We start from the raw sequence: 26,945 nt of genomic DNA, 5'->3' as shown, positions 1-26,945 counted from the left end.
TTTCTTTTCCTGGATCGAGTCCGAACCATCTCAGCATTGGTGTGAGCTTCGTCTTCTCCAGGTCTAAGACGTCGAGCCCGCGCCGGTCTTCGTTCTTGAGGCTGTGGTGGTATAGCGATAGATATTGCGCAACCAGCCATGGTGCTTATTGCTCATCTGGTTGCAGATGGATAAGTTTGCCTCCTATCAATTGCTTAGTGGATTCGGCGGATGGCCAGCAGCTTTTTCTTTCTTCAGGTAGAGAAGAACGACACGAACAAAGAACTTATCGAGCAAATCGAGAAATGGTCTGATGAGGAAAAAACTCAAGCTTACGTGATAGATCGGCCACTGGGCGACAGTAAGTATTCTTATGAGCATAACGACTTCATTGTTTTATTGTCGCCGAAATGCAGGATAACTTTTATAGATTTTTCGGGAGACGGAGATTCATTCGATTCCTTAGTCGATGACTTTGTTGAAGACCTGGGATCGATTTCGGACAAATATCGTTACAAGGAGTCGATCGGTCGACCGCGATCTTGGAAAAAAGATCTAATTCACGCAGTATATGATGGATATTCAGTAGAACTCGGCGAACTTCAAAGTGAAATCGCGATTGACGACCCGGCGAAACAGCGGATTGTCGAACTGCTCGTTTCACTTCTGACGGGTAGCATAAATGACATCGAAAGAGTTCGTGCCGATCCGCCCGAGAACCTACTCGATAAAGTGAAGCGAAAAATTCTTCTATTTGACGGCGATCAAACGCGCTTCGTATATCAGAAGCTAAGGAAATCGCCTATCCGCATTCAAGGCTTGTCAGGAACTGGGAAGACTGAGCTTTTGCTTCATAAGCTCAAAGAGCTGTTTATTCAGAGCCCGGACAGCAAAATTGTGATGACGTGTCACAACCGTATCCTCGCTGACAATCTTAAAAGGCGCATTCCCGACTTTTTCAACTTTATGAAAGTAGAGCAGCAGATCAAATGGAATGAGCGTTTATGGTGCGTACATGCTTGGGGTTCTTCTAACGATCGCGACTCCGGCACTTATAGGTACATCTGCGATTTCTACGGTATTCCGTTTCAGCGGTATAGCTACACCTCACCATTCGAAAGAGTATGCGCGACTGCGCTGGCGGCGATAAAGCAGAACAAAGAGCGAAAATATGCTTTCGACTACATATTAATAGATGAAAGTCAGGATTTTCCTGATTCATTCTTCCAGCTCTGCGAGTATGTAGCAAAGGAAGCAGTGTTTGTCGCCGGAGACATATTCCAGAGCATTTTTGACGAAACGATAACGGCATCTATTTCCCCGGACTTTCTGCTGAGCAAGTGCTATCGAACTGATCCCAAAACCCTCATGTTTGCACACTCGGTCGGCATGGGCCTTTTCGAGCCGCAAAAGCTCCGTTGGCTAGAAGACGACGAATGGGTGAAGTGTGGGTACAGTGTCGAAAAAACTGCAGGGGATTCGTTTTACCGACTAAAGCGCGAACCCCTTCGGCGTTTCGAGGATATTGAAAAAGAAAATATCGATTGCGTCGAAATCATCTCTAGCAGTGGTGAATTCATCAGTTCCGCAGCAAATGCGATCGTGGATACTGTACGGAGAATTTCACATGAGAATCCCACTCTCACAGCTGACGACGTGGGGATCATCCTGCTCGATAACAACAATCGCACTTATGCTCTGGCGGATATGTTGGAGCAAATGGTCCCCCGCGCTACTGGCTGGACGGTGAACAAAGCGCACGAGACGAAGCAGAAGATTAACGGCCAACTGTTTGTTAGCAATCGCAACAACGTAAAGGGTCTTGAATTCCCGTTCGTTATATGTGTTACGGAGCAAATTGGTCGCTCGTATGCTTACAGAAATGCACTGTACATGACGATCACACGTTCGTTTATTAAGTCCTTCCTCATCATTTCTGATGCGCTGAACGCCACTGTCTTGGCTAATCTTCGCCAGGGACTTAGAGGCATAAACGAACTCGGATACATTGAGGTACAACCTCCTACAGAGGCTGAAAAGGAAAGAATCCGCACCACGATCAAACATTCAAACGCTAACGAGTCGTTCTACGACTTCGTTCAAAAGGTGTTCGACGACTTAAATGTGCTGCCGCTCTTCAGGAGCAGGTTGCTTGAAGTAGTAAAGAAAACTGTTGGCGAAGATTTTGATAGAGACAATGTATATAGGGTTGCAGAATTCAACTACAAAATGATGCTGGAACGAGGCGATCTTGAAGACTTTTGATTTCGACCTCGATAGGTTTCAAACAGAACAGGTATTTTCTGCAATCCGCACAAAGGAAGACGTAATCAAACTCTGGATGCGTGCAGTTAAGATTGTGTCGGCCTACGTCAAGCCGGAAGCCGGTACAGCCGTCAGCCAGATGCGCCTCCATGTCGACAAGATGAGCCGGTTGTTCTTCATCGACGCAGATAAGGTATTTTCGGTAAACTTTCCTTTCTTCACGCAGGAAAGCGATGGGTGGTTCTATTTTAGCTGTTCCTCTTGCAGTAGCGTGGACAGCAGAGTTACATCTGAAGTGCTATCACTGATCTCGACGCACAATGTTTTGGCGCTTGATGATTTATATCTATTTCTCGATCCTATTGCCGCCGCTGTTGAGATCGACAGCTCGGTATGGTCGCTGTTTAAGTACCTGATGACGTGCGACGATGGGTATCTTCGATTTGATCACGATGTCGCTCGGGAAAACGGCGATCTCCACCCGAAAAATCATATAGACATATTCTATTCGACCGCCACAACTTTCAAGATAGGGTTGTCGGACCGAATGTCCGTGATCGAATTTGCAGACCTGCTCGATGTCGGCACCGATTGCCACTTTCTTCATCGAAAGTAATTTCAGCTAATCCCGAATCTACGGGGTCCGCATTCTTGCAGGTGCAAGTTTCTGCACGACAGCGACGATCTGGGCGGATAGGAGCGATATCACCGTGATCAATGCCAAAAAGCCGCCGATGTAGAGCAGCGGGGGCACCTGGTCGCTATGGACGAAGTGGGCGTAGATTTCCGTGAAGCCGCGGTGGCACATGTAGATCGGGTAGGAGAGGTAACCGAGAAATATGCCAAGTGGCTGAATGCGCTCCGGAATTTCCAGAAACGTGCCGGCAAGGACGACAAGCGGCGAAATGACGATGCAGGAGAACAGGGCGAATTTCAGCGAGTAGACCGGCAGAAACAGCAGGCCGAAAATCAGGACGATCGGCAGGAGTGCGAAATAGGTGGTGACGGGCGGGTTGCCCTTGCGAAGCCTGAATATGATCATTCCGACGACAAAGGAGAAGAAGACCCGCGCCAGTCCGCCGTCGACCGATCGCCATTCCCAGCCGAGGTCGAGGGATCGGTGGATGGAGACGGACGCCACCAGGCCGGCAAGCGCGACGGCGACGATGAGAGCCAGATGTCTCGTTCTCATCCGGAAAAGCACCAGGGCGAACACGAGGTTGACGAGCAGCTCCCAGAACAGCGACCAGGCCGGTCCGTTCAGGGGATAGAGCGGCAAAATATCCGTCGCGGATCTGGTCAGAAAGCTGGGCGAGGGCAGCATGAACAGGGTCGTTATCAGGCTAGCGAAGAGATCGCCGACGGTGTCGTTCGACGATTTCCAATGGGCGAGCAGCTGCACCAGCCCGTAGAGGGTGCCGAGCAGGAACAAGGGATAGAGGCGCGCGTAGCGGGCTCTCATGAAGGCTCTCAGCGGCATGCCGCTGGCGAGCTTTTCGCTGTAGGCTCGCGCGATGACGAAGCCGCTCAAAACAAAGAAGAAATCGACCGCGACATAGGCCAAAGGCGCATAGGGTCGTTGAAGATGATAGACAACCACTGAAAACGCCGCCAGGCCGCGCATGGCGTCCAGCGATGCATATCGATGACCCGTTCGGCTGGCCGGCTGCGAGAGTGACTGCCCCCGGGGAGGGATAGTCACGGGGTCCCTTTCCCTTACCGATATCTCAGATTCGTTGCGCACTGGCCACCATTCTGCTTTGTCTGATGTCGTTAATGCCTAGAGCGGTTCAGCGTTTCACGGAAACGATTTCCCGCTCTATCCCTTTGTTTTCACGTAATTCCGGACGGAAAACCGCTGCGCACTTTTCCTGGAATTGCTCTGGAGCGCCCTGCGTTCGTTCGAACGGACAAGGACGCTCCGGTTTTTTGAGTTCAGCGCATCCTATCCGCTTACAGGTGCTTCCACCTGAAAGCGGGGTTGCTCGACGGCGGCGCCAAAAAATTCGTTGCGCAGGGCGCGATCGAGCGGGCGGACCCGCAGAAGATTGCGGACAAGCTGGCGCGGATGCCGAAGCGCATAGGGGTTCAAGAAATGCGACGTCAGGAGGTTGGAAGACTGGCTGTGCGCGCCGCTGTGCCCGACCCTGTAGATGGCGCCGCGAAATGGCAGCGTCTCCAATGGCGCGCCTCGTCCGGCCAATATCCCCGCGATGCGCACATGGCTGCCTAACATCGACTTCACATAGTCGGCGCTGGCGTCTTCGAAGGTCGCCGGCAGCTCATAGAGACGCGACCGCACGATCAATGACGTGCCGCAGAAATTCGCGAAGTCATCGTGCTGCATGACCAGCCGGCCGCCCTCATTCCAGAGGTAGCCCTTGTCGATCTTCCAGCCATTTGCGTCGGGATGTTCGGCAATATGATCGGCGATGTTGGCGCTGACGAAATCGTCATCGTCCACGATCATGAAAAACCGCGAATCGCGGGCCGCAAGCATGCCGCTCAGCACCCGGCGCCCTTTGTCGAGGCGGAAGGCGTCGTAGACCTTTTCCTTGTCGGCGCTTTGCATATCGTGGTGCTGGTTCGGCGGAAACGTAACCCGCGCGACCGAGAATTGCGCTGGCAGATCGGGCAGGTCCGCCCCCTCATTTGCGACGATCACGCCGCGCCAATCGCGATGGGATTGCCCGGCTATCGACGCGATCGTCTGGGACAGCCGCTCTTTCAGGGCAGGCCAATCCTTTGCATTGGCCTGGTGTCGAACCGGAATGATGAAGGTGATGAGTGACATAAATTCCCTCCTTTGCGATCACACCGGCCTCAGCTGGTCCGATAGAGACATTGGAATGGATATCGTTCGGCGCCTTGCTCACGCGTCGAACGACGTTTCAGGACGGCTATCCGTGGCGGTGCCGCAGCGTTGTCTGCGCCAGGAAGAGCACTCTCTCCCGGCACAGGATGAAGATCAGGCCCGTGTAGACGATCGCGCCAACGGGGATTTCGATCGCCAGTCGCAAGGCCGGGCTCCAGTCCTGCAGCAATGCGGACGTGCCGAGTACGGCGGCCAGCATGCCGAGATAGGCGGCGATCGGTCTCAGAAACTGGGCAAAGTAATTGCCGATGCTGAGCGCGATGAGGCGGGACACCATCCAAAGCGTGACCGGCCAAAGGATGAGCACTTCGAGCATCAGCACGAAGACGATGGTGGTGACGCCGTATCGGTAGAGCAGCAACACGGTGAGGATCGTCACGATGTTTCGCACGAGCTGGTAATAGAACCACCAGTCCGACTTGCCCTGGCTGGTAATCAGGGATGCCTGGACAACGCCAATTCCGCTCATCAATCCGATGACGCAGAAGAAGCGAACCGGCCAGATTGCGGCGGCCCAGTGCTGCCCGAAAATCAATGGGATCGCGTCATCGGCCACGGCCGCCAGACCCATGAAAGCCGGAAACGACACGAGCGAGCAGCCGAAGGTCGCCATGAGGAAGGCCTCGCGGACCTTGTTCTGATCGTGCTGTAGCGATGACAGGAGAACGTGGGTGACCGAGGTCAGTCCGCCGGCGACGACGTTGTTGATCATTTCGAAAAGCCGCCGGGCGAAGTTGTAGATGCCGAGCGCGGCCGGGCTGACGAGTGTGCCGATGATGAGCTGATCGAGGCTCATGGACTGAAGAAAACGGTTGCCGGAGGCAAAGATGCCGTAATGCAGGAGCTCGCGAAGACTGCTCCACCGAATCCGCAGCCCCGGCAGCCACCCAGCGCCCCAGAAGGCGGCTATGCATCCGGCAGCGGGCGCGGCGATCTGCGCGATCGCCAGTGCCCAGAGGCCGAAGCCCGCGAAAATCAAGGCAAGGCATACCAGGCCGGATACGACCGTGGCGATCGCGGTGCGGACGGCGGCAAGATGAAAAGACATCGTGCGGCCGATCAGCGCATTGGGAACGATGATCATCATGTCGAAGAAGATCTTCAAGCCGATGATCATCAGCAGGCCGACGATTTCGTCATGGCCCAGACTATGGGCGATGTAGGATGAGCCGGCGAAAATTGCCGTGTAGAGGATCGCCGCCGACGCGAAGGACAGCCAGAACACCGTGTCAAGGTGGCTGCGTCGGATGGTCTTTTGCTGGATCAGCGCCTCGCCGAACGCCGTCGGCCCAAGGCCGGCGGCAAAGCTGACGATGCTGAAAGCAAGCGCCACAAGTCCGAAATCATGCGGCAGCAGATATCTCGACGTGACAATGAAAACGAGGCTGTTCAACGCCGTCGGTATCAGCGTATCCAGGGCCGACCAGAACGCGCCCTTCACCGCCGCGCGAGATCGGTTTTCACTCAAGTGTTCGAAGACGATTTCATCCGCCTCGGGGATCACGCTTTCGCTTTCCCAGGAGGGCGGCAACTTCAAGCCTTCATTCGATTCGCTAGCGATGTTGCAACTCCGTCTGGTTTGCGCCGAGGCAGTTGTGCATGGTCAAGAATTCGAACGCAGTCGTCTCAAATGGTTCCGAAATGGATTAGGTCAAGCAGCTGATGTTGCCGCCGGTCCGGCGTTAAGACGAAAAAGGGGCGAGTTTTTGACGCGCTGCGATGTAGTTTCCGTTTTTTGTTGCGGTGCACATTTTTAGCGGGTGTTGACCGCGACAACTTTCTTCACAGGCGAGTCCCGCGCGCCGACTTGGTGAACCCTTGCGCTACGCGCTCGTGCCCACAGCCATATCATCGAAAGTGCCAGTTTCTGCGGATTGGTGGCGCGATCGCGGATGAGTTCGTAGGGCGCAAAGGCGCCACGCACCGTGCAAAGGCGGCGGGTTACGCTCGGACGCCGGGGATCAACTGACCGCAATCAATTGATGTGAAGCTTGCTGCGGTTTCGACGAAGATTGCTGCTGCCGGTCATTTAGGACGCTTTTCCATCATCGCGTCATTCGCAGCGCAATGCGCAACGACATGTTGAATTGGCATGGAGAGAGGTCTCCATAAGTATCCGCGTAAGCTAATTCTTGACTCTTCGCCAAGCGCCGGCATCACCCATTCTAGCTACTTTAAGAGTGCTTAATTGACGATAAACAACTTAAGGTTCATTGTTGCTTCCCTAACATAAGGGAGGGAGACATGAGAGCGTTCGTGTGTTTTCTCGTCTTAATTTGGAGTGGTGTGGCCGCAGGCGCAGCGGAAAACGTTATACATGTGTCGTCGTCGATAATACCCGCGGCCCAGATCGCACAAGATGCCCTGTTGCTGCCCGGCAGAGGGGACGCTGCGTCGTGTGACTATAACGGCTATCACAAAAAATATGGTACGGGCGATGTTCGATCATGCTGCCGGCGGGCTTCCGGCTTATCGTCGATCGGGCCCACGTCCGCAGGAGCGCGAATGGCCATTCGTCCGTGACGCCGCTCACATTGCTTGAAATCGGACGCTTTTACGCAATCGGGCAGACTGGCAGCGACAACGGTCCGCACCGTTCGTAGATCTGCCGAGATATGGGCTCGGCCGAAGCCGTGCGCCGCGCCGATGGCGGCCGCTAGACCCTACTCCGTCGAATCGTCCGTCTCTTCTGGCTTGGGCTTCCCGCCGAAGAGGCTCTTCAAGGCATTGGTCTTTGCCTTCGATGCTTTGCTGGCCTTCAGCGCGCGCGTGGCCGCCTTGGCTTGCTCCAGCATCATCTCGATCTGAATTTGCTGAATTTCCGTCAGCCGCTCCCATTGGCGATTGAGGAGATGGTCGACCTTTTCGTGGAGGTGGCGGATTTCCAATTCGGCTTTCAGGTTGACCTTATAGTCGTTGAGGGCGCGCAGCCGGTCCTTCGCTTCCTGCCGGCGCTGGCTCATCATGATGATGGGCGCCTGCAGGGCGGCGATCGTCGAAAGGATCAGATTCAGCAGGATGAACGGATAGACGTCGAAGGCCTTGCCTTCGCCCATGGCAAGATTGATGCCCATCCATACTGTCAGGAACAAGCAGAACGAGATGATGAAGGTCCAGCTGCCGCCGAAAGACGCGACCATATCGGCCATGCGGTCCCCGATGGAGCGACGATCTTCGTAGTCCTCCTCGATGTTCTCGGCCAGGGTATCGTGCGTCTTCAGGCTTTCGACGACCTCATCCTCTAGGTTCGAAAGCTCGCCGCGCTCGTGTGTCAACAATTCGGCGATATATTGGGCGCGATAGTCGTCCATCCCCTTGCGGCTGATGTAGTCGTCGGAGCGAATGCCCGGATGTTTCTGGCGCACGAACTCTGCGAGCGATGGGCGCAGGTCGTCGAAATGCACCGCATCCTTCTTTTTGAGCGTTGCGCCGGTAATGGCATCGACGAGTTTGACGGACTTGGCCTTAGCCTGGGCAAGGCTTTTGGTATAGTCGTCCATCTCCACGGTCGCTGCCTCGCCTTCGCCCGCGTCAAAGTCGACTATTCCTTCGGCCGGATCAAAGGTCTTCGTCTCTGCCATATGTCGCCCCTTTTGCTGGTGCTCGTTCGTCTAGCCAATGATCGGAACAGGATTGTGACTGTAGATTGGCGGCCTCAGCCGGTCATCCGATTATTGCTAATGATTTGTAGCGAACTTCCCCTAAGCAATGGCAAATAAGCTATGCCGAAGACGCGTCGGCGCGCCGGATATTATTGACAACTGATCCGAGAGATCTTGAAAACATTTGCAAAATCGGAGCGTGTCTGCGTCGCAATTTCCCATTTTCATGTCTTGACCATGGGAGACACTCTTCTATTTGCTGCGATGCAACAGATGCCTCGCAGGCCGATTAAGTGATTAGATACAATGAGTTTGTCAACAAGACTCGGTCTGTCGCTGCGGATTCTGTACGCGTGCGGAAAGGAGACCTATGCAAAACCCTTCGGCAAATGACTTGGAGTCCGTCGCCCGACAAGGCGGCCGTCTTAAGCGAATGGCTGTTCGCATACCAACCTATCTGGCAGACGTGAAAGAAAATCCTTCCTGGCTGCCTATGTTCCTGCTGGCCCGGACGATGCCCTTTCGGCGCATCCACTGGTTGGCGACCAGGCGCCCTGTGGCGCGTCCGGAGCCCGGCGAATCGATGTTCTCAGGGATTGAGTGCAATTCGGTCGTCAACGCGCTCCGGACGGATGGGGTTTTTCCCGGCTTGATGCTGCCCGAAAACATTCATCAGGAAATTGCCGGGTTTGCAGGGTCCACAGGCTGCTTCGGCAATTTCAGCAGGAAGCTAGAATTCATTGCGTCCGAACACGCGGATGCTGAAGCGAGATTTGGGCGGCCTCTGCTCAGCGGGCATTTTTTCGAACGTTCGCTCGATTGTGCCTCGGTCCTTGCGGTCCAGCGCGACCCTTTGCTTGCGGACGTCGCCAGGCACTATCTCGGCGGGCAGGCTCAGGTGATCACCACCCGCATCTGGTGGAGTTTTCCGACAAAATCGGCCTCCGAGGCCGATCTAAGCCGTGCCTCGTTCAGATATCATTTCGACCTGGATGACTGGCGGATGCTGAAGTTCTTCTTCAATCTGGTTGATGTGGATGATGGTACCGGGCCGCATGTCTTCGTCAAGGGCAGTCACAGACGGCGGCGGATGAAACATCAGTTGACGCTCCTTGTCGGCCATCCGGAGGAGGAGGTTCTCGGATTTTACGGGAAGGGAAGCGCCGTGACGCTGACGGGCAAAGCCGGTTTCGGCTTCGTCGAGGATCCCTTCGGTTTCCACATGGGCACCGTGCCGACGCAGAAGCCACGGCTAATGATGGAAGTTGGCTTCGGCGTCTCGAAGCCATCGCAACGCCGCTTCCATGGGGAGCCGGTTCTGCGGTAGACGACTATCCGCCCGGCTCTGCCGGGCCTCTGCTCATCCGGCCAACTACCGGTGATGAGTGTTGTACCGCCGTCGCGCGTGTGGAGGCCGGCTCAGCCCGGCAGCCGGTCCGCCAGGACATCCGGCTTCTTGATGGCGAGCGGGCCTTCGAACAATTCGTCGTAACGGGCCATCAGCGCGGCCGCGATCGGCCCGTTGAGGTGGGCCTGGCGGCCGTCCTCGCCGTCGAAGGCGTCGAAGATGGCGAAGGTATTGAGGTCGAAACGGACGGCGAACCAGGCGACAGTCTGCGGTTCCTGCGTCAACAGGCCGACGGCGCTTTTCAAGAAGGCGGCGACCTCTTCCTCCTTGCCCGCTTTGGCTTTCAGTTCGACATAGAGCGCGACCTTAGTCATGGCATGTCTCCTCTTTGGATTGCCGGATCGGCTTCGGATCGTTCGATGCGAAGATGGCAGCACCTTCTCTTAGGCTCCGGCATCGTCTTGCGTTTTAGAACGGTCGTTTTAAATTACGGCAGAAACATTATCCGCGCCATTCGGGCAGGGATCAACTTCTTGGGAGATTTGGGCCATGGCCCGGCCGAGGGAATTCGATGAGGAGGCCGTGCTGCTGCTGGCGGTCGAGCGTTTTTGGGAGCGCGGTTACGAGGCAACCTCGATCCGCGATCTCGCCGAAGTCATGGGGCTGACCAGCGCCAGCATCTACAATACCTTCGGCGACAAACGCTCTCTCTATCGACGCGCGCTCGATTTTTATGTCGACCATAGTTTCGGCGATCGCGTCGGCCGCTTCGAAGGCAATCTGCCGCCGCGCCGGGCGATCGAGGCTTTCTTCAACGAGATCGTTGCCCGTTCGCTGGAGGATGCGAAGCGCAGGGGTTGCATGCTTGTCAACTCGGCGCTGGAGGTCGCGCCGCACGATCCGGAATTTCAGCGGACGGTTGCCAATGTCCTTGTTCAGGTAGAGGCCTTCTTCCGCCGCTCTGTAGAAGCAGGCCAGCGAGACGGCACTATCAGCAACGGACAGTCCGCCGACGACCTGGCTCGGATGTTGCTCGGCATGCTGCTCGGTATCCGCGTCCTGGCGCGCACCCGGCCGGAAAGGCCCCTTCTGGAAGGGCTCATTCGTCCCGCCTTTGTGCTGCTTGATCCGGGGAGCGTCGCGCATTGATGGCCGCCAGTGGTCCGGTTTATACGTTCAGTGTGGCAGCGGGGGGAAAGCTTCTGAAAAAAAGAGGGACCTTTGCCGGTAACGAAATCGTGCTGTCGCGCGTAGGAGGAAGTGTCGAGTGAATTATTCGGCGCGCGAAGAGGAATGGGCAGTCTTGATGCGAGCCGCCGTCGATGGCGATGCGCAGGCCTATCATCGCTTCCTTTCCACCGTCACTCCGCATTTGCGCGCCATGGCGCGCCGGCGTTGCGATCAGTACGGCGCGCCGGCAAGCGAGGCCGAGGACGTGGTCCAGGAAGTATTGCTGACGATGCATCTCAAACGCGGAACCTGGGACATATCCCGTCCCATCGGTCCGTGGATTTCGACCATCGTGCGCAACAAGCTGATCGACAGCCTGAGGCGGCGCGGGCGGCATGTGAGCGTGCCGATCGATGATGTCATCGATATATTGGAGGCGGAAGCGCAGACGGATGCCTTGGATCGTCTCGATGTCGATCATATGTTGGAACAATTGAGAGATCCGCAGCGAACCATCGTACGTTCTATTTCCGTCGAAGGAACCAGCGTGCGTGAGACGGCCGACCGGCTGAAGATGACGGAGGGTGCGGTGCGCGTGGCCCTGCATCGCGCATTGAAGGCGCTTGGCGCCTTATATCGGAGTGAGACAAGTGAAAACCGATGACCTTATCAACCTTCTGGCGCAGGATGCGCCGGTCCGCTCGCGGATCGGGCAGACACTGTCGCTGGCGGTCGTCGTCGGCATACTCATCAGCGGGGCGATCTTTTTTACGGCGATCGGCTTTCGCGCCGATATCGGCACCGCTATGGAAACGGTCCGCTTCCCGTTCAAATTCGTCGTCACCATTGCGCTGGCCGTCACCGCCGGTGCCGTTGTCTTCCGCATCGGTCGCCCAGGCGTATCGCTGCGTCTCTGGGGCTGGATGCTGCTCGCCGCGCCGCTGCTGCTGGCCGCTGCCGCGCTTGTCGAGCTGATGGTCATGCCGACCGATAGCTGGGGTGCGCGCATGATCGGGCACAATGCCCGCTTCTGCCTGACCTTCATCCCGCTGCTGTCGATCGGCCCGCTTGCCTGTTTCCTTTTCGCTCTGCGCCAGGGTGCGCCAGAAAAGCCGGGGGTCGCGGGTGCGGTCGCCGGGCTCGCAGCCAGCGGCATTGCAGCCACCTTCTATGCTTCCAATTGCACGGACGACAGCCCGCTCTTCGTCCTGCTCTGGTATCCGATCGCCATCGCGGTGGTGACGGCGGTCGGATATGTCGTCGGCAAGCGCATGCTGCGCTGGTGATGAATTAGACTCGGCGGACGATCAGAATTGGGCGACGCCGCCGTCGACGAAGAGTTCGATGCCGGTGATGTAGCTGCTGTCGTCCGAGGTCCGCCGGTTTTTAAGATAATGGCTGGAAACGCCGCTATTCAGGGACTATCCTGTCTGTCGCCCAAAAAATCGCATTCGCTGGCGTTAAAGTGTTTGCATCCGCGGCGAATTCCATTATAGAGGCGCTGCTTTCCCCGCGGGGGCGTCTAATCGTCCGGCGGCTGTTGGGAAATAGTTCAATGGTAGAACAGCGGACTCTGACTCCGTTAATCTTGGTTCGAATCCAGGTTTCCCAGCCAATCTAAGCTTTCCTAATCCGCAGACCCTCCTTTCGCAGACATAAGCTGTCCGCGCGCATGCTCATGTCCGAAGACGGCCGTCGACAGCGTAAGCAAAGCTTCGGCATCGTCTGGACGCTTTTCGATTCGGCTGTTTTCGGCAAAGCATCTTTTCACCCATCAAAATTGCTGGATACCTGGACAATTTTTGAGCGAATTCGTGGCGAAAAAGCTTTTCAAGATATCCGCGGACGTTGTAGAAGTCAGGTATTCAGCGTCAAATATTTCCCGGTAATATCGGTCTAATCGCCGTTATCATATTAGAAGTTGTATTATTAGGCTTGGTGAGAACAGAAGCGAAATGACGATATTGGTTTCTGGCGGCGCCGGGTTTATCGGCGGGAATTTCGTTCTCGATTGGCTCAGTCAGTTCGATGAAATGGTGATCAATCTCGATAAGCTGAGCTATGCCGGCAATTTGGGCACGCTCAAAGAATTGGGCGCCGATGATCGCCATGTGTTCGTTCATGGCGATATTGGCGACCGCGAGCTGGTGAGCGACCTACTCGCCACGCATAAACCGCGTGCCGTGATCAACTTCGCCGCCGAAAGCCATGTCGACCGCTCCATTCATGGACCTGGCGAATTCATTCAGACCAACGTCGTCGGCACCTTCAATTTGCTCGAAGCGGTTAGCGGTTATTGGGACGGCTTGCCGAGTGACGAGAAACAAACATTTCGCTTCCTTCACGTCTCGACGGACGAAGTCTACGGCACGCTTTCGCAGGATGATGCGCCGTTCACCGAGCTCAATCGATATGAGCCGAACAGCCCCTATTCCGCGAGCAAGGCTGCGTCGGACCATCTGGTGCGCGCCTGGCATCATACTTATGGCCTGCCGGTGTTGACGACAAATTGCAGCAATAATTATGGCCCCTACCATTTTCCGGAGAAGCTGATCCCTCTGGTGATCCTGAATGCCTTGGCGGGCAAGAACCTTCCCATCTATGGCGACGGTCAGCAGATTCGCGATTGGCTCTATGTTCGGGACCACTGCAGCGCTATCCGACGCGTGCTTCGATCCGGCAGGGTCGGGGAGACCTACAATGTCGGCGGCTGGAACGAGAAGCCCAATCTCGACGTGGTCCATACGATCTGCAGCATTCTCGACGAGCTGCGGCCCAAGTCTGGCGGCGGTCGCTACAAGGACCAGATCGCCTTCGTGAAGGACAGGCCCGGTCACGATCGCCGCTACGCGATCGATGCCCGCAAACTCGAACGCGAACTGGGCTGGAAGCCCAAAGAGACCTTCGAGACTGGCATTCGCAAGACAATCGAATGGTATCTGGCCAATCAGGATTGGGTGGGGAACGTCACCAGCGGCGCTTACCGCGAATGGGTCGGCAAGCTATATGAGGTCCAGACGTGAGCGGGCTTCTGCTCACCGGCGCCAATGGGCAGGTCGGCTTCGAATTGCAGCGTTCTCTTGCGCCTCTGGGCAAAACAATTGCCCTTACACGTGCCGAGATGGACCTTTCGGATGAGGGGAGCATTCTCTCGGTGCTCAAGGAATATAAGCCGCGTGTCGTCATAAATCCCGCCGCCTATACGGCCGTCGATCGCGCCGGGAGCGAAAGGGAGCAGGCGATGGCCGTCAATGCCATCGCACCCGGCGTGCTGGCGCGCTGGGCCGCCGATAACGGCGCCTATCTCGTGCACTATTCGACGGACTATGTCTTCGATGGCACGAAAGCCGATCCCTATGTGGAAAGCGATCCCGTCAACCCGCAGTCAGTCTATGGCGAAAGCAAGTGGCTTGGCGAAGAGGCCGTGCGCTCTGCCGGCGCAAATCATGTCATCTTGCGGACGAGCTGGGTTTTTGGCCATCACGGCAACAATTTCCTCAAGACCATTCTGCGTCTCGCGCAGGAGCGCAGTGCGTTGAATGTCGTCGCGGACCAGATCGGCGCACCGACTTCGGCGGCACTGATTGCGGATGTCACGCGCAGGGTTGTCGAGGCCGTGGCCGGTTCGGATGTACCGGATGTTTCCGGCACCTATCACCTGAGCGCGCAGGGCAATACCTCGTGGCACGGCTATGCGGCGCATATCGTCCGCGAAGCATCGGCGAGGCACTTCAATCTTGCCCTGGAGCTCGATGCTCTCAAGCCGATCTCGACTGCCGAATATCCGACAGCGGCGAAGCGACCGCAAAATTCAAGGTTGAATTGCGGGAAACTCATGGGTCGTTTTTCGTTGCCCCTTCCCGCGTGGCAGGAGGACGTAAATGACGTGATTGAGAAACTTGCGCCTGCCAGAAATTGCAAATAACAATAGCTTATTAAATTGTAAGTTGCTTTCAGTGAGTTGATTGGCTGTAAATCGCATTTGGTACGAGACGTTTCTACAATGAATAGAGCACGTAAAGGCATCATACTCGCTGGCGGATCTGGAACTCGCCTGTACCCCGCCACCCTTGCCGTCAGCAAACAGCTCCTGCCGATCTACGACAAGCCGATGATCTATTATCCGCTGACCACTTTGATGTTGGCCAGCATTCGCGAAATCCTCATCATATCGACACCGCAGGATACGCCTCGTTTCGAACAGTTGCTGGGGGACGGAAGCCAGTGGGGCATCCAGCTTGACTATGCGGTTCAGCCGAGTCCGGATGGCCTTGCGCAAGCGTTTCTCATTGGCGAGACCTTTCTCGATGGTGCTCCGTCCGCCCTGGTGCTCGGAGACAACATCTTCTACGGGCACGATTTCACCAAGCTTCTTCATCAAGCAAACGACAAGCAGGATGGTGCCACCGTTTTTGCGTATCACGTGCAGGATCCGCAGCGTTACGGCGTAGTCGATTTCGATTCGCAGGGCCGCGCGATCAGCCTCGAAGAAAAGCCGAAGTTCCCCAAGAGCAACTATGCCGTTACCGGGCTCTATTTTTACGGCACTGATGTCGTCGATGTGGCGAAATCCATACGTCCCTCGCCGCGCGGCGAATTGGAAATAACTGATGTCAATGCGCATTACCTCAGGGCAGGGCAGCTCGATGTCCAGACGATGGGTCGCGGCTACGCCTGGCTCGATACCGGCACGCATGAATCGATGCTGGAGGCGAGCCACTATATCGCCACCATCGAAAGCCGGCAGGGTCTGAAGGTCGCCTGCCCCGAGGAAATCGCTTACCGGAGCCGCTGGATCGACGCCTCCCAGGTGGAGACCCTCGCCGATCCCCTGAAGAAGAACGCCTACGGGCAGTATCTTCTCGGAATTCTGCGGGAACGGGTATTTTAACAACGCGCCTGGTGATGTCGCACGCCGAAGATCAAGCAGGAAAGACAGATGAAAGCCATCGATACCGCCATACCCGACGTCAAGATCATCGAGCCTACCGTGTTTGGCGACGATCGCGGCTTTTTCTTTGAGAGCTTCAGCCAGGTCAAGTTCGAGGCGGCGATCGGGCAGAGCCCGACATTCGTGCAGGATAATCATAGCCGGTCCGGCAAAGGCGTCCTTCGCGGTCTGCACTATCAATTGCCGCCGCATGCTCAGGCCAAGCTCGTCCGGGTCGTCATCGGGGAAGTATACGACGTGGCCGTCGACATCAGGAGATCTTCTCCGACCTTCGGCCAGTGGGTCGGCGTCCTCCTGTCGGAGGAAAACAAGCGTCAGCTTTGGATCCCGGAAGGATTTGCGCACGGATTCCTGACGCTGAGCGACCGTGTCGAATTCCTTTACAAGACCACCAACTATTATGCTCCGGAAAGCGACCGTGGGATTCGCTGGGACGATCCGAGGCTCGCAATCGACTGGAAAACTGCCGCCCCCCTGACGCTGTCCGCCAAGGATCAGCGGCAACCACTGCTGGCGGATGCCGAGATATTCGACTGATCCGGATTTGCCGGGAGGTCGCGCGACCGGCCGCAGAAGGCTGGATTGTCTGCGGCATGAAGGATTGATCTGACATCCGGATCAGCGAACGACACTGGTTATGGACCTGCGCAACTTCTCTCGCTACAGGAGGGACATGCGCGTTCTACACTTTTTCAAAACATATTGGCCGGATACGTTCGGCGGAGTCGAGCGGACAATCCACGCGATCGTCAAGGGCGTCGCAAGACACGATATGCAGTCCGATGTCCTCTCGCTCAGCAAGACGCCTGAGAAAAACACTGTCGAATTTCATGGCCATATGGCTCATAAGGCGAAGCTCGACTTTGAATTTGCGTCCACCGGCTTTTCGCGCGAGGCATTCGGACGTTTCCGGGAGCTGAGCCGGAAGGCCGACATCGTCCATTACCACTTTCCCTGGCCGATGATGGATATCGTCCATCTTGCAACCCCGCCCGGCAAGCCGACGGTCGTGACCTACCATTCCGATATCGTGAAGCAGAAGTTTCTGCTGAAACTCTACGGCCCCGTCATGCACCGCTTTCTTAGGAGTGTTGACACGATCGTCGCTACCTCTCCGAACTATCTGGCGACGAGCGAAGTCTTGCAGCGATACAAGGATAAGACCACCGTCATCCCGCTCGGTCTGGATGAGGCGGATTATCCCAAGGCAAGCGAACAGGACAAAACGCGCTGGCGCGCACGGTTTGCCAAACCGTTTTTCCTTTTTGTCGGCGTGCTGCGCTACTACAAGGGCGTTCACATCCTTCTCGAGGCCGCGCGGCAGACTGCCAGCGAAATTGTCATCGTAGGCGAGGGTCCGATGGAGGCTTCGCTGAAGAAATGCGCGCAGGAGCACGGCCTCAACAACGTATCCTTCCTAGGTGCTTTGCCGGATACGGATAAGGCCGCGCTCCTTGAATTATGCACCGGAGTCGTATTCCCCTCCAATCTCCGTTCGGAGGCATTCGGCCTTTCGCTCGTCGAAGCCGCGATGTTCGGCAAGCCGATGATTTCCTGCGAAATCGGGACCGGCACCAGCTTCGTCAATCAGCATGGCAAAACCGGCTATGTCGTGCAGCCAGACGATCCGTCGGCGCTTGCGAAAGCAATGGAACGTCTTGTGGCTGACGGTGAAACAGCAGGGTCTTTGGGCACGGCAGCCCGCCTGCGATACGAGGAATGCTTCACCGCAGAGCGAATGGGTGATGCCTATGCGGCGCTTTACAAAAGACTGCGCAATTAAGCGCCTTCCGCCACCATGAAGGAAGGCGCTAGAGGAAGGTGCCGCGCGCAATATTGCCGCGTTACCCGCCTGTGATCAGGCGCTGACAGCCTCCGCCTGTTGTTTCTTCGCCGGCACCAGCAGCTGTCCCCCGCTCAAGCGCATGCTGCACCAGCAGGCGAATGCGGAGCTTGTCAAAGCAAGGCTTTCCCCGATCGCGAGGCGATTGTTGGAGTTGCTGAGCAGCGTCAAAGCAAAGAAGAACAGACAGACGGCGTAGGCGTGCCAGGCGGTGCGCGGTATGAGGCCAGCCTTGCGGGCACGCCAGACATTGGCGATGAGCCCGACGAGAATGACCGTCATCACAAGGCCGCCGAACAAGCCGTGACGCACCAGCATTTCGAGATAACCGTTGTGCAGCAGCGTATATTGGACGTCGGCATAGCGCGTGTGCTTCCAGCGCTCCACCCATTCGCCGCCCCAGCCGAAGACTGGCGCGGAGGAGAACAGCTCCCAACCGTTCGACCAGAGCTGTAACCGCGCGTCCATGGCAAAAGGCGTGGTATTGGAGGTGATAGTGCTTGTCACGGCGTCATTCAGGTCGTGGCTTTTGGTGATGTCGTCGAACATCTCGATGGTGGAAGACACCGTTGGGCCAGCGGTCCTTTCGATATTGTGCCGTACCGCATAGGCGCCGGCCAGCAGAAGCACTGCGGCGCAGGCGACGACGACGAGACCGGTTCGCAAGCGCAGATAGGTCAAGGTTACCAGCCCCAGCACCGGCAGCGTGGCACCGAGCGCCAGCCAGACGCCTTTCGACTTGGCGCCGTAGATTGCGATCAGACAGAGAACGGCGATCAATGGCGAAACGATGTAGGCAAAGCGGGCGATCAATCGATTGCTGGATTTCTCCGTCAGATAGTGCAGCAGCCAGAAGGCGGTGAGGATGAGGATCAGCCCGCAGGCGACTGCGCCGTGAATCTGATTGTTCATGATCAGCGGGCGTACGGTCTCGCCGGCAAAGATGTCGCGGAAATGCTGCGTGGCGACCAACATGATGAGCGCGACGCCGAAAACCGCGGCGATGATTTTCTCCAGCACCGGTTCATGGAGCAAAAAGGCAACGCCAAGGATCGGGAAGAAGAAGGGATAGGCATAGAGCCAGTCGGACGCACCGATCGTATGCTCCGGCGAAGTCACGAAGATGAAGACAAAGCGGATAAGCACATAGGCGCCCCATCCCATGCACAGCCAGCCGAGCCAGTTGGTGCGTGGACGCACCGATGCCGTCCTGTAGTAATGAAGGGCGATGAGAGCGAGGAACGGGGCGACATACCGATAGGCGGCGCTTTCGACAAATAGCGGCGATACGACCACGAGCCACATCAGGCTACCCAGGATGATCAGGCGTTGCGGCAGGACAACGGGCACAGGTTCGCCGTCATTGTTTCCAGACGCGAGATCGACCGGTGGTCTATTTATCTGCAATTGAGCCAATATCGTCGTCCGCCTTCATCCACATTCGGCCATTCCAGAAAGCCTGAGCCTTTGTCTGCCGGCCAGTAAGGTCGCAAGGAGGCAGTAATACGGCATTTTGGTGACCGACGTTTTGCGTCGTCCGTTTATGGTATCAAAACCTTATAATATTGCCGCCGCGTTAATGAGTGACACCGTCACTGCGCAGAACTTTCAGCGCCGTCAGGACGATGATCTTCAGATCGAAGATAAACGAGCGGCGCCGCAGATATTCCTCGTCCAGCGCGACTTTTTCCGGGATCGGCAGCTCGTCGCGACCGTTGACCTGCGCCCAGCCGGTCAGGCCCGGCAGCAGGGCTTCGACGCCGCGCTTGGTCCTCAGGGCGATCAGGTCATGCTGGTTGTAGAGGGCCGGGCGGGGGCCGACGATACTCATTTCGCCCTTCAGGATGCACCAAAGCTGCGGCAGCTCATCCAGGCTGGATTTGCGCAGGAAGGAGCCGATCGGCGTCAGATAGGCGCCGGGATCTTTCAGAAGATGCGTCGCAACCGCCGGGGTATCGGTCTGCATGCTGCGGAATTTAGGCATGCGGAAAATCCTGTTTTCGCGGCCGACACGGTCCGACCAGTAGAGAACTGGGCCGGGGGAGGTCAATCGGACGGCGGCAGCGACGATCAGGATCGGAATGGAAAAGATGACGGCGGCCGCAAGGGCGGCAAGGAAATCGAAAAGGCGCTTGGCGATCGTATAGGGCATTGTCTCTGATGGTTCTGCCGGGCTCGTGTCTTGTTGCGCCAGTGACGGCTTTGTGCGGAGTGCATCTCATATCATGGACTTGTTCACAATCGCCCTGCTCGCGAATTTTGTCGGGCTTGTTCCCTGCGGAGGGAATGTGCAAAGCATGACGCGAGTGTAAACCTGGGCGGAACAAGAGGTAGCAGACGCATGATCCTGGTAACGGGCGCGACGGGTTTTGTCGGGCAGGCGCTTTGTGCCGAGCTTTCGCGGCGACAGATGGCCCATCGGCCGATCAGCCGCAGCCCGAAGCCGGGATTTTTGGCCATAGGCAGCTTCGATGGCGAGACGGATTGGTCTGGCGCGCTTAACGGCGTCGAAACGGTCGTGCATCTGGCGGCGCGGGTCCATGTCATGAACGACACATCGGCCGACCCGCTTGCCGCCTTTCGTGCCGTCAACGTCGACGCCACGGTCAATCTGGCGCGGCAGGCGGCGCAAGCTGGTGTCAAGCGCTTCATTTTCCTGAGTTCGATCAAGGTCAATGGCGAGGCGACCATACCGGGCAAACCGTTTACCGTGTTCGATAGACCGCATCCGGAAGATCCCTATGGGCAGTCGAAGCGGGAAGCAGAGGAGGCGCTTCTCGCCATCGGCAAAGAAGCGGACATGGATGTCGTCATCATCCGACCGCCTCTCGTCTATGGCCCGGAGGTGAAAGCGAATTTTGCGAGCCTGATGAAGTGGGCAAAGCGGCCGTTTCCATGGCCCTTCGGCCTCATTGCCAACCGCAGATCGCTGGTGTTCGTCGGCAATCTCGTCGATTTCATCTTGCTCTGCGTCAGCCATGCCGATGTGGGAAATCGAGTTTTCCTGATCAGCGACGGCAGAGATCTTTCCATCGGCGAATTGATCGGCAAACTCTCTTCGGCAATGGGGCGCAGGGCACTGCTGCTACCCGTGCCGCCGCGCCTGCTGGAAGGGCTTGCGGCCCTGCTCGGGCGTCGCGCGGCGGCGCGACGGCTTCTGGGTTCGTTGCAGGTCGATATCGGCGAGACGGTAGCGATCACCGGCTGGTCGCCGCCCTTTTCAGTCGAAGACGGCCTGCGGCTGACGGCTGCGGCATCCGACAGGGATCGCTGACTGCCTACAGGCTCCAGACTGCGTGCCCCTTGAGAAGAGGATTGCCCTGCTCCAGCGCTGCCTTCACGTCGACCACCACGCTGCTTTCGCCGAGCAGTTCAAGGATCTGCGCGGCACCGTTGGTCAGGTAGGATTTGTGCGGCACGGCAAGCACGATAGCGTCGAGCTTGCCGAAGTCTTCGAGCGCCGTCAGTCGCACGCCGTATTCCTCTTCCGCCTCGTGATGGCTGGCCATGGGGTCATGTACAAGCGGCTCAAGGCCGAATTGATGCAGTTCGCGGATGATGTCGGGCACGCGGCTGTTGCGCAGATCGGGTACGTTCTCCTTGAAGGTCAGGCCGAAGATACCGATCCGGGCGCCGTTGATCGGCTTTTGCGCCGTCACCAGCATCTTGATGAGTTTTTGCGCGATGAAGGCGCCCATGCCGTCATTGATGCGGCGGCCGGAGAGGATGACTTCGGGATGATAGCCGAGTTCCTCGGCCTTGGCGGTGAGGTAATAGGGGTCGACGCCAATGCAGTGGCCGCCGACCAGACCGGGCGTGAAGGGCAGGAAATTCCATTTCGTCCTGGCCGCCTTCAGCACGTCGGCCGTGCGGATGTCCATCTTCTCGAAGATGATCGACAGCTCGTTCATCAAGGCGATGTTGAGGTCGCGCTGGGTGTTTTCGATCACCTTCGCGGCTTCCGCCACCTTGATGCTGGGTGCGCGGTGAATGCCGGCCTCGACCACCGCGCCATAAACGGCGGCGATCCTCTCCAGCGTTTCCTCATTGTCGCCGGCGACGACCTTCACGATGCGTTCGAATGTATGTTCCTTGTCGCCGGGATTGATCCGCTCCGGCGAATAGCCGACGTGAAAATCCTCGCCCTGGCGCAGGCCCGAGACCCCGGCAAGCACCGGGCCGCAGACCTCTTCCGTCACGCCGGGATAGACCGTCGATTCATAGACGACGATGCCGCCTTTCTTCAAAGCCTGGCCGACGGTGCGTGAGGCGGAAATCATCGGCCGCAGATCCGGCTGCCGGTTCCGGTCGATCGGCGTCGGTACGGCGACGATGAAGATGTCGCGGTCCTGCAGGTCGTGAATGTCGCTGCTGACGCGAAGGCCGCTTTCCTTCAGGCGCGCTGGCGAAACCTCACGGGTATCGTCTTCTCCTGCTTTCAGGGCAGCGACTCGGGACGTCTTGATATCGAAACCGACCACATCGGAAAATTTCTCGGCCAGGGCGATCGCGACAGGCAATCCGACGTAACCCAGGCCAATGACGGCAATTCTTTCGCTCAACACAATCTACCTCGAACAATCGCCCTGAATTAGCCCAAACCCCACTGGCGTGTCAGCGCAAATCTTTGTTCCGAGACGCCAATTCAGCTGCAAGTCAGATCAATGTGACTATCAGGCCGAGGCTTTGCAATAGGCGTATCGGCGGGGCGCCCTCGCATGCTGCCCATCTTTTTGAGGCAATCGAATAAAGAGGAGGCCTCGCGTGTTTGCTGCCTGTCCCTCCCAAGGAGATCGTAAATCATGAGTAATTTCAATATGACTGCCGCGGATGCGCGGGCAGCCCGTCATGACCATTTCACCATCACGCTCCACTGGCTCACCGCCCTTCTGGTCCTGACGATGTTCGCACTGGCCGAGGCCAGAGGCTTCGTGGCACGTGGAACGCCGCTGCGCGCGGATCTGATCTTCGTGCATATCTCGCTCGGCGTTCTGCTTGCCGCAGTCCTCATTCTGCGCATCATCTGGCGCGTCGCGACCCATCGGCGCACGGCGCCGGCGGTCTCCGGGCTTCACTATGCCGTGTCTACTTTTGTCCACCTTGCTCTCTACGCACTGATGATTTCGCAGGTGTCCTATGGCTTCCTGATGGTCTGGGCTTCGGGCGACGGACCGAGCTTTTTCGGCTTGTTCTCGGTGCCGCCCTTGATCGTCGTCGATCAGCCGACACGGCATCTCATCGGTGAACTGCATGGCTATACCGCCTGGGTGATCATCGCCGTTGCGGGAATTCATGCCCTGGCAGCTCTTATGCACCACTACGTGCTTCGTGACCGCGTGCTCGTCCGGATGATCCCTGTGCGAGGATAGGCGCTGGTAGACCATTTCATTCTCAATCGCCGCGGCAGGTCAAAAGGTCGCGGCGCTGCCTATCGAAACCCTTCGCTGCGAACCTATCTTAGTATTCAGAGACATATTTCTCGGAATGCGTGGTTCGCAATGCGTAACACATATCTTGCCCACTTATATGCCAGGCGCACGGAGCTGGAATCCAAGCTTGAGCTGCATATAGCGCGCTATTGTTTTGGCGAAGGAGAGGTCGACGACGGGACCGAGGCGGATCTGAGGGAAAGGATCCGGGAGGTCTCAGACGAGATCGCCGCCATGGAAACCGAACATAACCATTAGAGTGCTCTTCAAGGCTCCCGTCTTTTTCTGGTCTTGCAACTGATCTAGAGGTCTCTAACTCTACGCATCGGATCGAGCACGGTCCTTTGTGCTTGAGCAGTCAGTTGTTGAGAAGGGATGGCTATGGCAGGAGAAACGGTTCTGGTGGTCGGCGGAGCGGGCTATATCGGCTCGCATACGTGTCTGGATCTGGCAAATAAGGGGTTTCGGCCTGTCGTCTACGACAATTTTTCCAACGGTCATCGCGAATTCGTCAAGTGGGGTCCGGCGGAAGAGGGCGATATCCGGGACCGGGCGCGGCTCGACGAAGTCCTCGCGAAACACAAGCCAGCCGCCATCCTGCATTTCGCAGCGCTGATCGAGGTCGGCGAGTCGGTCAAGGATCCCGTCTCCTTCTATGAGAACAATGTCATCGGCACGCTGACGCTGCTGTCGGCGGCACAGGCGGCCGGCATCGGCGCTTTCGTGTTTTCATCCACCTGCGCGACCTATGGCCTGCCGCAGAGCGTGCCGCTGGACGAGAGCCACCGGCAGGTGCCGATCAATCCCTATGGACGCACCAAATATATCGTCGAGCAGGCGCTGGCCGATTACGATCAGTACAAGGGACTGCGCTCCGTAGTGCTGCGCTATTTCAATGCTGCCGGCGCCGATTTCGAAGGACGCATCGGTGAGTGGCATACGCCGGAAACCCACGCCATCCCGTTGGCGATCGATGCTGCGCTTGGCCGTCGCCAGGGCTTCAAGGTGTTCGGCAGCGACTATGATACGCGCGACGGCACCTGCGTGCGCGACTATATCCACGTTCTCGACCTCGCGGATGCGCATGTCCGGGCAGTGGAATATCTGCTGCGGGGCGGTGAATCGGTCGCGCTCAATCTCGGCACCGGCACGGGCACGACGGTCAAGGAATTGCTGTCGACGATCGAGACGGTGTCGAACCGGCCTTTCCCGGTCGAATATGTCGGCCGCCGCGAGGGCGATTCGACCACGCTGGTTGCCAATAACGACAAGGCCCGCGACATTCTCGGCTGGTCGCCGAAATATGATCTCTCGCGTATCATCGAATCGGCCTGGAATTGGCATGCCAAATCCAACCAGCATTGATCGGCGTGCTTCGGGCAAACGCCCGAATGTTCTGCTGATATCGGCCGATCAATGGCGGGGCGATTGTCTCTCCGCCGTCGGTCATCCCAGTGTGAAGACGCCCAATGTCGATGCTTTGGCGGGTGACGGCGTGCTGTTCCGCCGGCATTTCGCCGGTGCAGCGCCCTGTTCGCCGGCGCGGGCCACACTTTACACCGGTCTTTATCAGATGAACCATCGCGTCTGCCGCAACGGGTCTCCGCTGGATGCCCGCTTCGACAATCTGGCGCTGGCCGCCCGCCGCGCCGGCTACGATCCGACGCTGTTCGGCTATACCGACACGGCACCAGATCCGCGCGGCATCGACCCAAACGATCCGCATCTGGCGACCTATGAGGGCGTGCTTCCCGGCTTCAGCGTGCGTCAGCTTCTGCCGGAGCATGAGAAGCAATGGCTTTCATGGCTGCGCTCGCGTGGTCACGAGGATGCGACGAGCCGTGATATCCATATTCCTGTCGGCGCAAAGCCGGGTGATATTTCCAATGCCGCGCCGGCCTATGCCAAGGATGCGACGCAGACGGCTTTTCTGACGGGCGAATTCATTCGCTGGCTCGGCGAACAGGGCGGGCCTTGGTTCGCGCATGTCTCATTTCTCAGGCCGCATCCGCCGTTTTCCGTGCCTGAACCCTATAACCGCATGTTTGCTCCAAGCGACGGACCGGCTTTTGCGCGCGCTGCCGACCGCGGGGCGGAGCAGGCGGCGCATCCCTTTCTTGCCTACGCCATACCGCTGATCGGCAAGGGCGGCTTCATCCATGGCGGCGAGGGGCCAGCGAGCGACTGGATGGCTGAGGATTTCTCGGCGATCCGCGCCATCTATTATGGCATGATTGCCGAAGTGGACGCGCAGCTCGGGCGGATCTGGCAGGCGCTCAAGGATGCCGGTGCCTGGGGCGATACGCTGATCGTCTTCACATCGGACCATGCGGAAATGATGGGTGATCACTGGATCCTCGGCAAGGGCGGCTTTTTCGATGGCAGCTATCACATCCCGCTGGTCATCCGCGATCCGGGGCAGGCCGGCGGCCGGGGCGGGGAAGTGCAGCGCTTCACCAGCGCCGCCGATATCTTTCCGACTCTCTGCGATCGCCTGGATCTCGTGCCTGACAATCATCTCGACGGCGAGACGCTCATACCGTTCCTGCAAGGCGCAGAGCCGGAGGATTGGCGCGATGCGGCGTTCTGGGAATTCGATTTCCGCGATATCGCCAAGGGCGAGGCGGAACGGCATTTCGGTCTGAGGTCGAATGCCTGCAATCTCGCCGTCATCAGGGACGAGCGTTTCAAATACGTCCACTTCGCCGGCCTGCCGCCTTTGCTGTTCGACCTGGCAAATGATCCGATGGAGCTCACCAATCTTGCCGACGACCAGGATTATGTCGCTACTCGGCTTGCCTATGCCGAAAAACTGCTGTCGCTCAGGGCGCGGCATCTCGATCAGACACTCGCCTATACCGAGCTGACGGAAAAAGGGCCGGTATCGCGCCGGCCCTAATCGGGTTTCAATAGCGGGCTATCATATCAGGCAAACGAGCCGAGATAGGTCATTTTGCCGACCGGCAGCCCACGACTGCGCAGGATGTCGTGCGCGGTGGTGACGTGGAAGAAGAAATTCGGCAGCGCGAAGCTTGCCAAATAGTCCACACCGCTGAAAACGGTCTTGTTGCCACCGGGCGAGATCGTTACCTCGCGGTTTTCGCTGCCTTCCATCGCCTCGGGCGTCACCGTCGCCAGGAAATCCACCGTCTTCTTCAGGCGTTCTCGCAGCTCGGCAACGGTGGTTTCGTTGTCTTCGAAGCGTGGCGCGTCGATGCCCATCAGCCGGGCGATCGCAAGCTTGGCGCTGTCGGTGGCGCGCTGAAATTGGCCGGAGAGCGGCAGCATGTCGTCAATGAGGCGCGCGCTGACAAGCTCGTTCGGATCGGTGCCTTTTTCCGCAGCATACGCCTCGATCTTGTCGAGATAGGTCGAAAGATTTGCGAGGCCGCGTTGAAAGACGGGGACTGAGAAGCGGTACATCGAGGGCATGCTGGTTCTCCATTTTCGGCCGGTGGGGGTTGGTTTCGGCCTGATGTCAAC

26 protein-coding genes and 1 tRNA gene are annotated in these 26,945 nt (G+C 57.5%); 18 read left to right on the top strand and 9 right to left on the bottom strand.

Annotated features, from left to right (window positions below; translation table 11 throughout):
- Window positions 1-210: 210 nt before the first annotated feature.
- Both PY649_RS12475 and PY649_RS12470 read left to right on the top strand, forming a co-directional pair.
- Window positions 211-2,244 carry an STM2767 family DEAD/DEAH box helicase gene (locus PY649_RS12475; protein ID WP_285868732.1) on the top strand — a complete coding sequence of 678 codons (2,034 nt, stop codon included), beginning with the start codon at window positions 211-213 and terminating at the stop codon, window positions 2,242-2,244.
- Window positions 2,231-2,860, top strand: coding sequence for an STM2766 family helicase-associated protein (locus tag PY649_RS12470; protein ID WP_285868731.1), 630 nt, complete (start codon window positions 2,231-2,233; stop codon window positions 2,858-2,860). The genes PY649_RS12475 and PY649_RS12470 overlap by 14 nt, the downstream gene beginning before the upstream one ends.
- A gap of 18 nt (window positions 2,861-2,878) precedes the next feature.
- On the opposite strand, the gene PY649_RS12465 is transcribed toward PY649_RS12470, so the two are convergent.
- The 4 genes from PY649_RS12465 to PY649_RS12450 form a co-directional block, all read right to left on the bottom strand.
- The gene (locus tag PY649_RS12465; protein ID WP_285868730.1) at window positions 2,879-3,946 is read right to left on the bottom strand and encodes an acyltransferase family protein; all 1,068 of its coding nucleotides are present in this window, start codon (window positions 3,944-3,946) and stop codon (window positions 2,879-2,881) included.
- A 243-nt stretch (window positions 3,947-4,189) separates the two neighbouring features.
- Window positions 4,190-5,038, bottom strand: a complete 849-nt coding sequence (locus PY649_RS12460) for a galactosyl transferase (protein WP_285868728.1) — start codon at window positions 5,036-5,038, stop codon at window positions 4,190-4,192.
- 106 nt (window positions 5,039-5,144) lie between these two features.
- The gene (locus tag PY649_RS12455; RefSeq protein ID WP_285868727.1) at window positions 5,145-6,656 is read right to left on the bottom strand and encodes a lipopolysaccharide biosynthesis protein; all 1,512 of its coding nucleotides are present in this window, start codon (window positions 6,654-6,656) and stop codon (window positions 5,145-5,147) included.
- A gap of 1,126 nt (window positions 6,657-7,782) precedes the next feature.
- A complete protein-coding gene (locus tag PY649_RS12450) occupies window positions 7,783-8,700 on the bottom strand; it encodes a DUF1003 domain-containing protein (protein WP_285868726.1) in 918 nt (305 codons plus the stop codon).
- 391 nt (window positions 8,701-9,091) lie between these two features.
- On the opposite strand from PY649_RS12450, the gene PY649_RS12445 reads away from it, so the two are divergent.
- Window positions 9,092-10,048 carry a phytanoyl-CoA dioxygenase family protein gene (locus PY649_RS12445; RefSeq protein WP_285868725.1) on the top strand — a complete coding sequence of 319 codons (957 nt, stop codon included), beginning with the start codon at window positions 9,092-9,094 and terminating at the stop codon, window positions 10,046-10,048.
- 92 nt (window positions 10,049-10,140) lie between these two features.
- Here the strand turns inward: PY649_RS12445 and PY649_RS12440 are convergent, their stop codons facing one another.
- A complete protein-coding gene (locus PY649_RS12440) occupies window positions 10,141-10,443 on the bottom strand; it encodes a putative quinol monooxygenase (RefSeq protein ID WP_285868724.1) in 303 nt (100 codons plus the stop codon).
- 175 nt (window positions 10,444-10,618) lie between these two features.
- On the opposite strand from PY649_RS12440, the gene PY649_RS12435 reads away from it, so the two are divergent.
- The 10 genes from PY649_RS12435 (at window position 10,619) to PY649_RS12390 (ending at window position 17,973) form a co-directional block, all read left to right on the top strand.
- Complete coding sequence (locus PY649_RS12435; RefSeq protein WP_285868723.1) at window positions 10,619-11,218, top strand: TetR/AcrR family transcriptional regulator; 600 nt, start codon at window positions 10,619-10,621, stop codon at window positions 11,216-11,218.
- Window positions 11,219-11,336: 118 nt separating this feature from the next.
- On the top strand, window positions 11,337-11,903 hold the full coding sequence (locus PY649_RS12430; protein WP_285868722.1) for a sigma-70 family RNA polymerase sigma factor: 567 nt from the start codon (window positions 11,337-11,339) through the stop codon (window positions 11,901-11,903).
- Entirely contained in the window at window positions 11,890-12,525 is a 636-nt protein-coding gene (locus PY649_RS12425; protein ID WP_285868720.1) for an NrsF family protein, read from the top strand. The genes PY649_RS12430 and PY649_RS12425 overlap by 14 nt, the downstream gene beginning before the upstream one ends.
- Window positions 12,526-12,780: 255 nt before the next feature.
- Window positions 12,781-12,854, top strand: a tRNA-Gln gene (locus tag PY649_RS12420).
- A 63-nt stretch (window positions 12,855-12,917) separates the two neighbouring features.
- Entirely contained in the window at window positions 12,918-13,139 is a 222-nt protein-coding gene (locus PY649_RS12415; protein WP_285868719.1) for a hypothetical protein, read from the top strand.
- A gap of 55 nt (window positions 13,140-13,194) precedes the next feature.
- On the top strand, window positions 13,195-14,262 hold the full coding sequence (gene rfbB, locus PY649_RS12410; protein ID WP_285868717.1) for a dTDP-glucose 4,6-dehydratase: 1,068 nt from the start codon (window positions 13,195-13,197) through the stop codon (window positions 14,260-14,262).
- Window positions 14,259-15,164, top strand: a complete 906-nt coding sequence (rfbD, locus tag PY649_RS12405) for a dTDP-4-dehydrorhamnose reductase (RefSeq protein WP_285868716.1) — start codon at window positions 14,259-14,261, stop codon at window positions 15,162-15,164. The genes rfbB and rfbD overlap by 4 nt, the downstream gene beginning before the upstream one ends.
- Before the next feature lie 78 nt (window positions 15,165-15,242).
- Entirely contained in the window at window positions 15,243-16,130 is an 888-nt protein-coding gene (gene rfbA, locus PY649_RS12400; protein ID WP_285868715.1) for a glucose-1-phosphate thymidylyltransferase RfbA, read from the top strand.
- A gap of 48 nt (window positions 16,131-16,178) precedes the next feature.
- Complete coding sequence (gene rfbC, locus PY649_RS12395; protein ID WP_285868713.1) at window positions 16,179-16,727, top strand: dTDP-4-dehydrorhamnose 3,5-epimerase; 549 nt, start codon at window positions 16,179-16,181, stop codon at window positions 16,725-16,727.
- Between the two features lie 136 nt (window positions 16,728-16,863).
- Window positions 16,864-17,973 (top strand): glycosyltransferase family 4 protein, encoded by a 1,110-nt coding sequence (locus PY649_RS12390; RefSeq protein ID WP_285868712.1) that lies wholly within the window; start codon window positions 16,864-16,866, stop codon window positions 17,971-17,973.
- A 75-nt stretch (window positions 17,974-18,048) separates the two neighbouring features.
- Here PY649_RS12390 and PY649_RS12385 read toward each other — a convergent pair whose 3' ends face one another.
- A complete protein-coding gene (locus tag PY649_RS12385; protein ID WP_285868711.1) occupies window positions 18,049-19,440 on the bottom strand; it encodes an O-antigen ligase family protein in 1,392 nt (463 codons plus the stop codon).
- Between the two features lie 169 nt (window positions 19,441-19,609).
- Window positions 19,610-20,185, bottom strand: a complete 576-nt coding sequence (locus tag PY649_RS12380) for a sugar transferase (protein WP_285868710.1) — start codon at window positions 20,183-20,185, stop codon at window positions 19,610-19,612.
- A gap of 189 nt (window positions 20,186-20,374) precedes the next feature.
- On the opposite strand from PY649_RS12380, the gene PY649_RS12375 reads away from it, so the two are divergent.
- Window positions 20,375-21,307, top strand: a complete 933-nt coding sequence (locus PY649_RS12375) for an NAD-dependent epimerase/dehydratase family protein (RefSeq protein WP_285868708.1) — start codon at window positions 20,375-20,377, stop codon at window positions 21,305-21,307.
- 4 nt (window positions 21,308-21,311) lie between these two features.
- Here PY649_RS12375 and PY649_RS12370 read toward each other — a convergent pair whose 3' ends face one another.
- Window positions 21,312-22,598, bottom strand: coding sequence for a nucleotide sugar dehydrogenase (locus PY649_RS12370; RefSeq protein WP_285868706.1), 1,287 nt, complete (start codon window positions 22,596-22,598; stop codon window positions 21,312-21,314).
- A gap of 237 nt (window positions 22,599-22,835) precedes the next feature.
- Here PY649_RS12370 and PY649_RS12365 point away from each other — a divergent pair, with 237 nt between their 5' ends.
- From PY649_RS12365 to PY649_RS12350, 4 genes are all read left to right on the top strand, one after another.
- Window positions 22,836-23,402, top strand: coding sequence for a cytochrome b (locus tag PY649_RS12365; RefSeq protein WP_285868704.1), 567 nt, complete (start codon window positions 22,836-22,838; stop codon window positions 23,400-23,402).
- Window positions 23,403-23,531: 129 nt separating this feature from the next.
- Entirely contained in the window at window positions 23,532-23,720 is a 189-nt protein-coding gene (locus PY649_RS12360) for a hypothetical protein (protein ID WP_285868703.1), read from the top strand.
- 123 nt (window positions 23,721-23,843) lie between these two features.
- On the top strand, window positions 23,844-24,827 hold the full coding sequence (gene galE, locus PY649_RS12355; RefSeq protein WP_285868702.1) for a UDP-glucose 4-epimerase GalE: 984 nt from the start codon (window positions 23,844-23,846) through the stop codon (window positions 24,825-24,827).
- Window positions 24,805-26,361 (top strand): alkaline phosphatase family protein, encoded by a 1,557-nt coding sequence (locus PY649_RS12350; RefSeq protein ID WP_285868701.1) that lies wholly within the window; start codon window positions 24,805-24,807, stop codon window positions 26,359-26,361. The genes galE and PY649_RS12350 overlap by 23 nt, the downstream gene beginning before the upstream one ends.
- Window positions 26,362-26,387: 26 nt before the next feature.
- Here PY649_RS12350 and PY649_RS12345 read toward each other — a convergent pair whose 3' ends face one another.
- Window positions 26,388-26,894: a DUF1993 domain-containing protein gene (locus tag PY649_RS12345; RefSeq protein ID WP_285868699.1), complete on the bottom strand. Its 507-nt coding sequence runs from the start codon at window positions 26,892-26,894 to the stop codon at window positions 26,388-26,390.
- Window positions 26,895-26,945: the final 51 nt, after the last annotated feature.

The organism is Rhizobium mayense (assembly GCF_030272705.1).
Lineage (GTDB): Bacteria > Pseudomonadota > Alphaproteobacteria > Rhizobiales > Rhizobiaceae > Rhizobium > Rhizobium mayense.
Note: the sequence above shows the minus strand (reverse complement) of the source record. Positions and strands in the feature narration are given on the sequence as shown.